Source organism: Microbispora sp. H10670 (assembly GCF_014161385.1).
Taxonomy (GTDB): Bacteria; Actinomycetota; Actinomycetes; order Streptosporangiales; family Streptosporangiaceae; genus Microbispora; species Microbispora triticiradicis.
In genome coordinates, this window is the sequence record NZ_JABBWW010000005.1 from 333,358 (window position 1) to 345,958 (window position 12,601).

The 12,601-nt window shown below is 72.8% G+C and carries 11 protein-coding genes; 5 read left to right on the plus strand and 6 right to left on the minus strand.

Translation table 11 applies throughout. From position 1 onward, the window contains the following. Nucleotides 1–340 precede the first annotated feature (340 nt). Complete coding sequence (locus tag HHX33_RS10550) at nucleotides 341–802, minus strand: MarR family winged helix-turn-helix transcriptional regulator (RefSeq protein ID WP_310738306.1); 462 nt, start codon at nucleotides 800–802, stop codon at nucleotides 341–343. 85 nt (nucleotides 803–887) lie between these two features. On the opposite strand from HHX33_RS10550, the gene HHX33_RS10555 reads away from it, so the two are divergent. Continuing rightward, complete coding sequence (locus HHX33_RS10555) at nucleotides 888–1,706, plus strand: alpha/beta fold hydrolase (protein WP_182874401.1); 819 nt, start codon at nucleotides 888–890, stop codon at nucleotides 1,704–1,706. A gap of 73 nt (nucleotides 1,707–1,779) precedes the next feature. Here the strand turns inward: HHX33_RS10555 and HHX33_RS10560 are convergent, their stop codons facing one another. From HHX33_RS10560 to HHX33_RS10570, 3 genes are all read right to left on the minus strand, one after another. Then, complete coding sequence (locus tag HHX33_RS10560; RefSeq protein ID WP_182874402.1) at nucleotides 1,780–2,955, minus strand: erythromycin esterase family protein; 1,176 nt, start codon at nucleotides 2,953–2,955, stop codon at nucleotides 1,780–1,782. Between the two features lie 73 nt (nucleotides 2,956–3,028). After that, nucleotides 3,029–3,691, minus strand: a complete 663-nt coding sequence (locus HHX33_RS10565; RefSeq protein ID WP_310741294.1) for a response regulator transcription factor — start codon at nucleotides 3,689–3,691, stop codon at nucleotides 3,029–3,031. Next, on the minus strand, nucleotides 3,666–4,844 hold the full coding sequence (locus tag HHX33_RS10570) for a sensor histidine kinase (protein ID WP_182874404.1): 1,179 nt from the start codon (nucleotides 4,842–4,844) through the stop codon (nucleotides 3,666–3,668). Before HHX33_RS10570 ends, HHX33_RS10565 begins: the two co-directional genes overlap by 26 nt. A gap of 164 nt (nucleotides 4,845–5,008) precedes the next feature. Between HHX33_RS10570 and HHX33_RS10575 the strand changes: the two genes are divergently transcribed. Further along, nucleotides 5,009–5,728 (plus strand): ABC transporter ATP-binding protein, encoded by a 720-nt coding sequence (locus HHX33_RS10575; RefSeq protein ID WP_182874405.1) that lies wholly within the window; start codon nucleotides 5,009–5,011, stop codon nucleotides 5,726–5,728. A 29-nt stretch (nucleotides 5,729–5,757) separates the two neighbouring features. Continuing rightward, a complete protein-coding gene (locus HHX33_RS10580) occupies nucleotides 5,758–6,558 on the plus strand; it encodes an ABC transporter permease (protein WP_182874406.1) in 801 nt (266 codons plus the stop codon). A 77-nt stretch (nucleotides 6,559–6,635) separates the two neighbouring features. Here HHX33_RS10580 and HHX33_RS10585 read toward each other — a convergent pair whose 3' ends face one another. Next, complete coding sequence (locus HHX33_RS10585; protein ID WP_182874407.1) at nucleotides 6,636–8,138, minus strand: AAA family ATPase; 1,503 nt, start codon at nucleotides 8,136–8,138, stop codon at nucleotides 6,636–6,638. Between the two features lie 40 nt (nucleotides 8,139–8,178). After that, nucleotides 8,179–9,306 carry a winged helix DNA-binding domain-containing protein gene (locus HHX33_RS10590; protein WP_310741295.1) on the minus strand — a complete coding sequence of 376 codons (1,128 nt, stop codon included), beginning with the start codon at nucleotides 9,304–9,306 and terminating at the stop codon, nucleotides 8,179–8,181. Nucleotides 9,307–9,633: 327 nt separating this feature from the next. On the opposite strand from HHX33_RS10590, the gene HHX33_RS10595 reads away from it, so the two are divergent. Together HHX33_RS10595 and pntB are read left to right on the plus strand one after the other, a co-directional pair. After that, on the plus strand, nucleotides 9,634–11,190 hold the full coding sequence (locus HHX33_RS10595) for a Re/Si-specific NAD(P)(+) transhydrogenase subunit alpha (protein WP_182874408.1): 1,557 nt from the start codon (nucleotides 9,634–9,636) through the stop codon (nucleotides 11,188–11,190). A gap of 2 nt (nucleotides 11,191–11,192) precedes the next feature. Further along, nucleotides 11,193–12,599, plus strand: a complete 1,407-nt coding sequence (pntB, locus tag HHX33_RS10600; RefSeq protein ID WP_182874409.1) for a Re/Si-specific NAD(P)(+) transhydrogenase subunit beta — start codon at nucleotides 11,193–11,195, stop codon at nucleotides 12,597–12,599. The last annotated feature ends 2 nt before the right edge of the window (nucleotides 12,600–12,601 follow it).

The following is a 12,601-nucleotide window of genomic DNA, read 5'->3' on the forward strand; positions in this document are numbered from 1 at the left end:
TCACACCTGCACCCAGCAGCCCGAAATCGCTTCAGTGGCCCCTGCGCGCGCCGGCTCTCCGCGTCGAAGCCCACGAGTTCGCACCGGCCTTTCGGGTCCGGCAGGAGGAGAAGCGCGTCGTACTGAAAGCCGAGGCGATCCCGAACAGAAGGTGATTTGCCCATGAACTCGGAACTCATATCCAGGCGGGAATGCCGAAACCATTCGATGGAGGCCCACGGCCACCGGCATTGGTGGTAGGTCGGGTACGTGGCCCGGTAGCGGCCGGGAATGATGCCGCGCTCGGGTGTGAACGCGACGACGAACGGGGCAGAGCCCGGCGACCGCCGGCCTCCCGCCGTCAGGGACGGCGCGGGGCCGATCCCGGAGCGAGGCGGCCTGCGAGGAATTCGAGCGCCGCGACGACCTCGGCGACCCGCGCCGGATCCTCCGTACCCAGAGCCGCCGCCAGGGGTCCTTCGACACCGGCCGCCCGCACGGCCTCCACCCGGTCCGAGACCTCGGGCGCCGTCCTGATCACGACCCGGCGGCGGTCGGCCGGATCGGGGGCCGTCACGACCGCCCCGGCCTCCTTCAGCCGGGCGACGGCCGCCGACACAGCGCTCTGTGGCAGTCCCGTCCGCGTCGCGATCTCCCCGACGGAGGTCTCCGGGTGGGCGCGAAGATCGGCCACGACCACCAGCACCGTCCGGAGGCTCGCGGCCTGCGTCGTTCTCGACGGGGTGATGTCCTCGACCGGCATGGCCTCTTCGCCGATCTTCATAAGGGTCCTGCCGAGCAGGAAGAGGTCGACTCCGTTCACTCTCCCACAATACATCATCCTTGATGCATCAGATTTGATGGATTATGGTGTGCGTCGAGGCCACCTGTCCTGAAGGGATGACCAGATGAGCGGCTTGCTGCGCGCGAACGGCGCGACCCTGTACTACGAGGTGCACGGCACCGGTCCCGTGCTCCTGATCTCGCAGAGCGGGGAGGGCGACGCCGATCGCACCACCGACCTGGTCCGGCACCTCGCCGGCGACCACACCGTGATCACCTACGACCGGCGCGGGCTGTCTCGCAGCGCGCTGGACGACCCGGACCGGGGGGCGAGCATGGCCGACCACGTGGACGACGTCCATCGCCTGCTCGCCGCGGTGACCGACCGGCCGGCGCACATGCTCGGATGCAGCTTCGGCGCCGTCATCGGGCTGCACCTGGCGGTCGAGCATCCGGAGCAGCTGCACACCCTGATCGCGCACGAGCCGGTCGCTCCCGGCCTCCTCCCGGCTCCCGAACGCGTCCGCCACATCCGGGAGCTGGAGGAACTACAGGACCTCTACCGCGAGCGCGGCCTCGCCGAGGCCTTCGCCGAGATCGCCGCGGCGCTGGGCATCGACCCCGTGGCCCAGGACACCGAGCCCGGGCTGACCCCGCATCCGCTGGACGACCGGAGGCGGGCCGGCTTCGACTTCTTCATCCGCAACGACTTCGGCGCCGTGGTCCGCGACACGCTCGACGTCGCCGCGCTCGGGGACACGCCGGTCCGCGTCATCCCGGCCTTCGGGCGCACCACGCCCCGGCACGTCTTCGACTACCGGTGCGCGCACGAGCTCGCCACCCTCCTCGGCGTGGAGGCGCGGGAGTTCCCCGGCGGCCACAACGGGAACACGACCCACCCCCGCGCGTACGCCACCCGGATCCTCGATCTCCTGGCCGTCTGAACGACGGGCCGCGACCGCGAGACGATGACTCCCCCGGCGTACGCGCGAGACGGCCGATCTCGGTGCGCGCGGATCAGTCCAGGTCGCCGGTCTCCTTCAGGAAGACGATGCCGTCGATCGTGCGGAGCTGGGCGGGGTCGAGGGGGAAGTAGGCGAAGTCACGCGAGACGCGCGGGCTCGGCTCGAGGAGGGTTTCGTCCAGGCGGCGGGCGTCGACGAGGGAGCGGCCCGGCGGGACCTCCGACAGCAGGCCCTCGACGGTGTCCGGGGGCGGGACGTCGCCGCCGACCGTGCCGAAGGCCGAGGCCAGGAAGGCGTACCGGTCGCCCAGGCCCACGCCCGCGATGGCCCCCGCGCTCCACCACTCCACCGGCGCGTCGCCCAGGAGCAGGAAGCTCTTGTCCCGCTGCAGGTGGCGGTTGTGCGCGAAGACCAGGGCAGGGCCGTGCCCGGCGACGGCCCGCAGGTTGGCGGCCATCATCTGGTCGCGCAGGCTCATCAGCCAGGTGAGCCGGGCCGGCGACGTGTCGGCGATCCAGTGGTGGTAGCGGAGCAGGCCGGTGGCGGTGCGTCCGTACAGGGCCGCCAGGTCCTCGTCCGGCCCGCCGAGCTGCGGCGCCTGCGCGTCGAGGAACGCCACCAGGTCGTCGGCGATCAGCCGCAGCCGCTGCGCCTCGGCGGACCGTCCGATCGACTGGGACGGATCCAGGGCGGCGGCGGGGTTCGTCCACCGGTCGTCCGGGCCGAGAAGCTCGTCCAGGGTCTCGGGGGCACAGGGGAGCAACGAGGGGTCCAGCCGCTCGGCGAGATAGCCGTACAGGCCGGTGAGCGCCTCGCGCGGGCTTGCGGCGCCGCTGATCTCCAGCGGGCCGTCGAAGCCGAAGAACCGGAGCCTCTCGTCGTGCTCCTCGTTGTACGCGCGCATCCAGCGGACGAGCTCGCGGTTGGCCGGGTAGGCGCCGAAGCCGTGGCTGAAGCCGCGTTCCATGACGTCGTCGAGACTGCCCGCGCCCGTCGCGACGTAGTCGTCCACCACCAGGCCCATGAGACAGTCGCTCTCGATGGCGAACGACCGGTAGCCCTCGTGCTCGACCAGATGCCGGAAGATGTCGTTGCGCAGTTCGAGCAACGCCTCCACCCCGTGCCTGGCCTCGCCCAGTGCGAGCAGCAGGGGTTCGGCCGGCAGCGACCGGAGGAACGCCGAGACGGCCGCGCCGTCGAGCGGCCGGGCTAGGTCATTGATGTCCATGATCTCAACGGTATCGTTGAACCATTCGTTTAGGCTTCCCCGGTGAAGTTCCCCGCTCGCCGGGGCGGAACTCTCAATCCGCGGTGTCTCCCAGGAGGCCCGCGTCGCGTACCCTCATCGCCACCTGCACGCGGTTCTCGGCGCCGAGCTTGGCGAAGATCCTGGTGACGTTCGCCTTCACGGTGGCGACGCTCATGTAGAGGCGCTCGGCGATCTCGGTGTTGGAGCTGCCCCGCGCCACCTCGACCGCGACCTCCAGTTCCCGCTCGGTCAGCCTGCCGAGTTCCGTCCGCGCCTGCGGACGGGGCGGTTCCCCTCCGGCGGTGGCCGCGGCGATCACCTGCCTGGCGACGCTCGGGGACAGCACGGGCTCGCCCCTCGCGACAGCGCGGACCGCCTCGATCATCCGGGGCGGCGGGGTGTCCTTCAGCAGGAAGCCGTCCGCGCCGAGCCGCAGCGCCCGCAGCACCATCTCGTCGGCGTCGAACGTGGTGAGCACGAGGATCCGCGGCGGCTCCGGCCAGGCTCGCAGCATCTCGGTGGTGGTCAGCCCGTCCTGGCCGGGCATCCGGATGTCCAGCAGCACGAGGTCGGGGCGCAGGTCGCGGATCACCTCCATGGCCCGCCGCCCGTCCTCCGCCTCGCCGACGATGTCCAGGTCGGGTTCTCCGCCGAGGATCAGGCGGAGGCCGGTCCGCACCATCGGGTCGTCATCCACCAGCACCAGTCGGGTCACGCTCCGCACTCTCCCATGGCAATCGGACATCGAGGATGAAACGACCATCCCGGATCGTGTGGCTGAGGGTGCCGCCGGCCATCCGGGTCCGTTCCGCCAGGCCCACCAGGCCCAGCCTGCCACCCGGCCCGGGGGACGAGCCGGGCCTGGCCGGGTTCGTCACCCGGATCCGCAGGCCCTCCCCCGGCCGGCCGCCGAGTTCCGCGGTGACCAGGCTGCCCGGCGCGTGCTTGCGCGCGTTGGTGAGGGCCTCCTGCACGATCCGGTACGCGTGCCGGCCCGTCGGCGCGGGAAGCCGGTCCCGGCCGTCGACGCTGTCGTCCACCTCCACCCGCTGACCGGCGGCGCGGACCTCGCCGAACAGCGCGTCCAGGTGGTCCAGGCCGGGCTGCGGCGCCTCCAGCTCGCCGTCGTCGCGGAGGGTGCCCAGCACCGTGCGCAGCTCGTTGAGCGACTGGTGCGCGTTCTCCTGAATGGCCAGCGCGGCCTCACGCGTCTGCTCGGGTGTGAGGTCCGTCCGGTACGCCAGTCCTCCGGCCAGCATCGCCAGCAGGGAGATCCGGTGCGCGAGCACGTCGTGCATCTCCTGCGCGATCTTGACGCGCTCCGCCAGCCGTGCCTGCTCGATCCGCTGGCGCTGCTCGCGCTCGACGGCCAGCGCCCGCTCCCGCAGCGAGAGCTCCAGGTCGCGGCGTCCGCGCAGGTAAAGGCCGAAGACCGTGAGCGCGCCGAGGATCGTCACCCCCGACACCGTGGAGACGTAGGTGGCCTGGGTGATCCCGCCTTGGACGGCGCCCGCCAGCAGGCACAGCACCGACACGACCGCGACGGGGATCGTCCGGCTCCACCGGCGATGGGTCACCAGCGACACGTACGCGACCAGCGCGGGACCGGTCGCCGTGGCGGAGACGGCGGTCAGCAGGACGGTCGCCACCGCGATCTGCCACGGCCACCGGCGCCGCCACCGCATCAGGACCAGACCGAGGACGCCCAGCCCCACGTCGGTCAGCGCCTGGGCGAGGCGGCTCCCGTCCTGCGCGACGAGCCAGGCCAGCACCACCCCGTGGAACAGCATGGGCACCACGGCGCACAGGTAGCGCAGCGCGACGCCCCTCCTGTCCAGGGGCGGCTGGTACTCCGGTCGGGCACGCACAGCCCCACAGCCTAGGGACCGCGCTGAGCTGGTGTTCGGCGACCTGGGTCGACGTGTGGGCAGCCGAAGGTATCGATTGTCAGCGCCGGCATACCGCCTCACGTCGGCCGCCGGCGGCCCCGGGTCTGATGCGGCGGCCGCCCGGCCCGCGATGAACTGGCACCGTGATCGAGTTCAGGCACGTCAGCAAGGACTACGGCAAGGTGAAGGCGCTCGACGACGTGTCCTTCACCGTCGAACCCGGGAGCGTCACCGGCTTCCTCGGCCCCAACGGCGCCGGGAAGTCGACGGCCCTGCGCATCCTGGTCGGGCTCGCCCGCCCCTCCTCGGGCACGGCGACCGTTCTGGGCCGCCCGTACGCCGAGATGGCCTGCCCGGGGCTGCGGGTGGGCACGCTGCTCGACTCCGGGGCCCGGCACCCGGGCCACACCGGCAGGGAGGTGCTGACGCTCGGCGCGGTCACCCTCGGGCTGCCGCGCGCACGGGTCGGCGAGGTGCTCGGCCTGGTGGGGCTGACCGAGCGGGAGAGCAGGCGGAGGGTCGGCGGTTACTCACTCGGCATGCGGCAGCGGCTCGGGATCGCGCACGCGCTCCTCGGCCGTCCCGAGGTGCTCGTCCTGGACGAGCCCGTCAACGGTCTCGATCCCCAGGGCATCCACTGGATGCGTCACCTGCTGCGCGACCTCGCCGGCACCGGGTGCGCGGTGCTGCTCAGCTCACACCTGCTGCACGAGGTGGAGCAGGTGGCGGACCACATCGTCGTGATCGGCCGGGGCCGCGTGCTCGCCCAGGGCACGGCCGCAGAACTCGGCCGGGGCGGCGGCCTCGAACGGACCTTCCTCGAACTGACCGCGAACACCGCCCGCACGGCGCCCCCCAAGTGACACACGGCCCGGTTACGGAGGACCACAGGATGACCACCCGCACGCACCGCCCCGAAGGCCCGCACGCAACGGCCGCGGAGGACGGCGCGACGACCGAGGACCTGCCCATCCCCTTTCGCAGGCTGCTGCGGGCCGAGACCCGCAAGCTCGCCGACACCCGCAGCGGAAAGGTCGTCGCGGTGCTCCTGGTCGCGCTGGTGGTCGCGTCCGTCGCCGCACGCGCCACCGTGGCCGGCCCGGAACCGCAGCGGCTGATCTTCACCGCCGGGATCGCCCTCGGCACCCTGCTCCCGGTGCTCGGCATCCTCACGATGACCGGCGAGTGGACGCACCGCACCGCGTTGACCACCTTCGCGCTCGAACCACGGCGTCATCGCGTCCTCGCGGCCAAGTGCGTGCCGCCCCTGGCCGCGACCGTGCTGCTCTCGCTGCTGGCCATGCTGGTCGCGGTGCCGGTGATGGCCGTCGCGGCGGGCGCCCGGAACACTCCCGCCGTCTGGGACGTCGACCCCGCCGCGCTGCTCGGCTGGACCGGGGCGAACGTCCTGGTGACCGCGACGGGGCTCGCCCTCGGCGCCCTGCTCCTGAACGCGCCGAGCGCGATCGTGATCTGCCTGACGGCTCCGATGCTCTGGAGCGCGGCCGCCCGGCTCGGCCCGGGCGGCGCGGCCCTCGCCGGATGGCTCGATCTCGGCACCACGTCCGCGCCCCTGATGACCGGCGACCTGACCTGGAGCGACGGCGCGCGGCTCGCGGCGTCGGCCACCCTGTGGATCGTCGTCCCGATGACCGCCGGTCTGATCCGCGTGCTCCGCAAGGAGGTGATCTGACCGGCGGCCTTCCCGCGGCGGCCCGGCCGGCGCCCGTGGCCGTGGCGGGGCGGGGGCGGCATGGCGCGGCGCTGCCGTCAGGGCCCGTCGAAATCGAGACGGAGCCTCGAAACGTAGGCACCGGGCACCGGGCCTCCACCGGTGACGACCGGAAAGTCCGCCGCGTCCTCCTCGTCCTCGTGGCCGTCAGGGCCCCGCTCCCCCGCGCCGATCAGGGACCTGGTCAGCGCCTCGCGCTCGCCCAGCATCTCCTCCAGCGCCCGCCCGACGTGCTCGTCCGTGAGCACGGGTGTCCCGTCCCCGGCGCGCAGCGCGGACAGCACGGCCCGGCGCAGCAGTTCCTTGAAGAACGACGCGGTGGCGCCCTCGGTCCTCGCGACGACCGGTTCCAGGTCGGCCTCCAGCCGCAGGTCACGCGCGTACAGGCGCAGCAGGGCGGCCCGGCCGGCCGCGTCGGGCCGGGGAATCTCCACGGCCAGGTCAACCCTGCCCGGACGGTCGGCCAGCGCCCGCTCCAGCACATCCGCGCGGTTCGTGGTGAGCACGAACGTGATGTCCGCGTCCGCCCCCACGCCGTCCATGGCGTCCAGCAGGGCGAACAGCAGCGGGTTGCCGTCCTCGGTGAAGGAGCGGTCGCGGGCCACCAGGTCCACGTCCTCCAGCACGACGATCGCCGGTTGCAGCCGCCGGGCGAGACCGGCCGCCTGCGCGACGAAGCGGATCGCGGCGCCCGTCATCACGATGACCGTGCAGCCGGTCATCCGGCCCATGAGGTAGCGGACCGTGTGCGTCTTGCCGGTGCCGGGCGGGCCGTGCAGCAGCAGGCCGCGCTTCAGGTGCTGCCCGTGCGCGCGCAGCCGGTCGGCCTGCTCGCCGATGCCGACGATGTGCCGTTCGATCGTGCCGAGCACGCCTTCGGGCAGGATCACCTGCTCGGCGTCGAGGTCCGGCCGGGGCAGGAAGGTGACAAGGTCGTTGCCCCGGTGCTCGCTCCACTGGAACGACAGGACCTGCCCCTGGTAGACGTCGTCGGCGCGCATGAGCCGCTCGACCTCGTCGCGGGTGGCGGTCGCGCTCGCCCGGTCGGGGGCGAGCACGACGAGCCGGCACTCCGGCGCGCCGTGCTCGTGGGGGCCCCGCAGGCTCAGCACGACCGGAACGCCCTCCGGAGACCGGGTCAGGACCAGGCCGAGCGAGACGACCTCCGTAGTCCGGTCGGGCCCGGTCGCCGCCGTCGCGTAGTCGACCGCACCCGGCTCGAACCGCTCCCAGCCGCGGGCGGCGCTGACGAGCATGTCGACGAGTTCGGTGTGCTCGCGCCCCTGGCCGGTCACGCCTGCCCACTCGGCGCCGGGGCTGTACGCCGCCAGGTACGCGTCCGTGCCGCGCTGCAGGTTGACGTGTTCCCAGCTGGGGAAGCTCTCTGCGACGTTCACGACGCGCCGCAGGTCGCACCCGAGGTGCCCGGTGACCCGCGCCACGAGCTCGGGAGTTTCCCGGCCCTCGTCGATGCTCCGGCGGGCCTCGTGGAGAAGGTCGCTCAGCGCCCGAGCCAGGTTCTCGGCGTCGGTGAGATCCATGCCGTCCACAGTGGCAGGCTTCGCGGCGCTTCGCCCGTGATTATCCTCTCGGTGTCAGGCTGGCGCCCGGAGTCTGGAGGCCTCCGAGAAGCGCGGCCGTACGCTCGGCCTCGGCGGCGAGGAGGTTCTCCGGCACCGGTTCGAAGAGCTCCACGACCGGCCGCCCCTCCTTGGCCTCCCAGACCCCGGCCACCCGGCCCCGGTACACGACGACGGGCGAGATCCATCCGGCCGCGCGGCTCACCCTGGGACGCACGGCCTTCGGCAGGAGAGGTTCCAGGTCGCGCGGGGCTCCCAGGATGAACTGGTCGAAGCCGGGCAGCAGACGCACCTCCTCGGACGGGGGGCACGCCAGCAGGTCGTCCAGGTGCTCGGCCGGCAGCACGGCGGGCACGCCGTCCACCTCGACCTCCGCGAGTTCGTCGCGCAGCCGGTGGAACCAGCCGCGCAGGACCGCCTTCGGCGTGGTGCCGCGTAGCAGCCACGCGTCGAACATCGCCGGCGTGGCCGGGCCGTGCGCGCCGAGGAACGCGCGGAGCAGGCGCGGTCCCCCCTCGTCCGCCGGCAGCGGCGCACCCCCGCCGTCCGGCAGCCAGCCCGCCGGGGTGGTGAAGGTGACCCTGGCGTCGCGCGGCGGCCCGTAGCAGAGCTCGCCCAGGAAGCTGAGCGGCTTGAGCAGCGCGCCCCAGCCGGACGTGAGCGCCTCCCTCAGGTGCGGCTCCCCCGTCGCGTCGACGACCGCCCCTACGAGTTCCTCCCGGGTCAGCACCCGGCCCGACAGGACGCGTGGCACGGCCTCCACGACCGCCTCGATCTCCCGGGCGGACACCCCGTGGCCGCGCTGCCAGGAGGCCTTCTCCCAGAACCGGTGCGTCCCGAGGGCGGCACGGTAGGCGGGGAACTCGTCCGCCGGCAGCAGATGAAGCGTGCCGCGCATCGTCCAGGTCTTGACCAGCGTCCGGTCACGCCACAGTGCGTCCTCGATCTCGCCGGGAGCCGGGTTCCGCTGCCGCACGGCGACCGCCAGCGCCGCCGACGAGGCGACCTGCGCCTGCACCCCGCACAGCCGCCGGACGACGGCCACCGCGTCGCCGCCGCTCACGGGCTCGACGTACTGCCGCCTCAGCCTCCAGGCGAGCACCCGCGCCCAGGTCGTCTCAGGAATCACGCCACCCTTCTACACCCTGGGTACGACAGGGCGCCTCCGCTCCCGGCCGTACGACCACCGGATCATCGGCGACGGGTGGGTGAGCACGTCCGGTGGTTCGCGATGACGGAACTACTGCGGCGATGCCTTGATCCCAAAGGGGAAAACTGGGGACACTTCCTCCGTACGTCGCATCACACCGCATCCGCCCCTTTCATGGCTGTCCGGCCGGCCACGGCCCGGCACACCGTCACGCCGTACCACCGCGAGCCACGAGCGAGCGGCGGGCGGCGCGGCAGCGGGGCCGGCCACCCGGCGACCCGCGTGACAGGAAGGACCATTTCCGCGATGAGTCATGCAGCTCAGCGCCTGGGCGTCGTCGCCGAATCGGCGCCGGGTGAGACCCGGGTCGCGGCCACCCCGGCCACCATCCCGCAACTGCTCTCACTCGGCTACGAGGTGATCGTCGAATCGGGCGCCGGCGAGAGATCGGGCTTCACGGACGACGCGTACGTCCGGGCGGGCGCGCGGATCGGCGGCCGGGAGGAGACGTGGGGCGCCGGCGTCGTGCTGAAGGTGAACGCCCCGGCGGAGGAGGAGATCGCGGCGCTGCGCGACGGCGCGACACTCGTCTCCCTGATCGGCCCGGCGGCGAACCCGGACCTGCTGGACGCGCTCACGCGGCGGCCGGTGACCGTGCTGGCGATGGACGCCGTGCCCCGGATCTCCCGCGCGCAGTCGCTCGACGTGCTGAGCTCGATGGCGAACATCGCCGGGTACCGCGCGGTGATCGAGGCGGCGCACGCGTTCGGGCGGTTCTTCACCGGCCAGGTGACCGCGGCCGGGAAGATCCCCCCGGCGAAGGTCCTCGTGGCGGGGGCGGGCGTGGCCGGGCTGGCGGCGACGGCCACGGCGGTCAGCCTGGGCGCGATCGTGCGGGCCACCGACCCCCGGCCCGAGGTGGCCGAGCAGGTGCGGTCGCTCGGCGCGGAGTTCCTCGACGTCGGGGTCGCCCAGCGGTCGGGCGCGGACGGCTACGCCAGGGAGACCTCGCGGGACTACGACCTGCGCGCCGCCGAGATGTACGCCGAGCAGGCCGCGGACGTGGACATCGTCGTCACCACGGCGCTCATCCCGGGGCGCCCGGCCCCCACGCTGCTCACGGCCGAGCACGTGGCGCTGATGCGCCCGGGCAGCGTCATCGTCGACATGGCCGCCGCGCAGGGCGGGAACGTCGCCGGCACCCGGGCCGGGGAGGTGGTCGTCACCGCCAACGGCGTGACGATCATCGGATACACCGACCTCGCCGGGCGGCTGCCCGCGCAGGCCTCGCAGCTGTACGGCACCAACCTCGTCAACCTGATGAAACTGCTCACGCCGGACAAGGACGGCCACGTGAGGCTGGACCTCGACGATCCCGTGCAGCGGGCGATGACCGTCGTCCGCGACGGCGAGAAGACCTGGCCGCCCCCGCCGATCGCGGTCAGCGCGGCCCCCGCCGCACCGGCCGCGACCGCGGCGCCGCCGCCTCCGGCGCCCGTGGCGACGCCGTCACCCCCGCCGGGCCGGCGACGGCACCTGCTCGTCGCCGCCGTCGCCGTCGCGCTGTTCCTGCTGACCGCCCTCTCGCCGAACGCGCTGATCGAGCACGTCACCGTCTTCGTCCTGTCGATCGTGATCGGCTACTACGTCATCGGGAACGTCCACCACGCGCTGCACACGCCGCTGATGTCGATCACCAACGCCGTCTCGGGGATCATCGTCGTCGGCGCGCTGCTGCAGATCGGGCAGGGGGGCGGGGTGGTCACCGCCCTGGCCTTCGTCGCGATCCTGCTGGCGAGCATCAACATCTTCGGCGGCTTCGCCGTGACCCGGCGCATGCTCGGCATGTTCACGAGGAGCTGACCGTGACTCTCACCACCGCCGCGCAGGCCGCCTACATCGTCGCGGCCCTGCTGTTCATCCTCAGCCTCGCCGGCCTGTCCAGGCACGAGACCGCGCGCTCCGGTGTCGTGTCCGGCGTCGCCGGCATGGTCGTCGCCCTCGCCGCCACGGTCGCCCTCGCCGCGGACGGCGGCGACGTCCCCGCGGTCGCCCTGCTCGTGGCCGCGATGGCGATCGGCGCCGCCGTCGGGCTCTGGCGGGCCCGGGTCGTCGAGATGACCGCCATGCCGGAACTGATCGCCATCCTGCACAGCTTCGTCGGCCTCGCCGCCGTCCTGGTGGGATGGAACGGCTTCCTCCAGGTCGAGGAGGGCGGCGCGGCGCGGCCGGAGGCCGCCGGCTCGCTGCTCGGCATCCATCACGCCGAGGTGTCCATCGGGGTGTTCATCGGGGCGCTGACCTTCACCGGTTCGGTCGTCGCGTTCCTCAAGCTGTCGGCCCGGATCGACTCCAGGCCCATGACGCTGCCCGGCAAGAACTACCTGAACCTGGGCGCGCTCGCCGCGTTCGCGGTCCTGACCGTGCTCTTCGTGGCCTCCCCCGGCCTCGGGCTGCTCGTCGCGCTGACCGCCGTGGCGCTGACGCTCGGCTGGCACCTGGTCGCCTCCATCGGCGGCGGCGACATGCCCGTCGTGGTCTCGATGCTCAACAGCTACTCCGGCTGGGCGGCCGCGGCGTCCGGCTTCCTGCTCGACAACAACCTGCTGATCGTCACCGGCGCGCTGGTCGGCTCGTCCGGCGCCTACCTGTCGTACATCATGTGCCAGGCGATGAACCGCTCGTTCCTGTCGGTGATCGCCGGGGGCTTCGGCGTCGAGGCGGGGCACGCCGTCGAGGCCGACTACGGGGAGCACCAGGAGGTCACGGCCGGCGACACCGCCGAGCTGCTGAAGGACGCCAAGTCGGTGATCATCGCCCCCGGGTACGGCATGGCGGTCGCCCAGGCGCAGTATCCCGTGGCCGAGCTCACCCGCAGGCTGCGCGACCGCGGGGTGGAGGTCCGCTTCGGCATCCACCCCGTCGCCGGGCGCCTGCCGGGCCACATGAACGTCCTGCTCGCCGAGGCCAAGGTGCCGTACGACGTCGTGCTGGAGATGGACGAGATCAACGACGACTTCGCCGGGACCTCGGTCGTCCTGGTCATCGGGGCCAACGACACCGTCAACCCGGCGGCCGTCGAGGACCCGGACAGTCCCATCGCGGGCATGCCCGTCCTGCGCGTGTGGGAGGCGGACCGCGTCGTCGTCTTCAAACGGTCGATGGCCACCGGCTACGCGGGCGTGCAGAACCCCTTGTTCTTCCGGGACAACACCCGGATGCTCTTCGGCGACGCGCGGCAGCGCGTCGAGGAGATCGTCGCGGCGCTCTGACC

Bases quoted from the DNA above. Each gene is read 5' to 3' on its own strand.
- HHX33_RS10580 (WP_182874406.1), top strand. From the start codon at position 5,758: ATGACCACCCGCACGCACCGCCCCGAAGGCCCGCACGCAACGGCCGCG.
- HHX33_RS10555 (WP_182874401.1), top strand. From the start codon at position 888: ATGAGCGGCTTGCTGCGCGCGAACGGCGCGACCCTGTACTACGAGGTG.
- HHX33_RS10595 (WP_182874408.1), top strand. From the start codon at position 9,634: ATGAGTCATGCAGCTCAGCGCCTGGGCGTCGTCGCCGAATCGGCGCCG.
- HHX33_RS10560 (WP_182874402.1), bottom strand. From the start codon at position 2,955: ATGGACATCAATGACCTAGCCCGGCCGCTCGACGGCGCGGCCGTCTCG.
- HHX33_RS10585 (WP_182874407.1), bottom strand. From the start codon at position 8,138: ATGGATCTCACCGACGCCGAGAACCTGGCTCGGGCGCTGAGCGACCTT.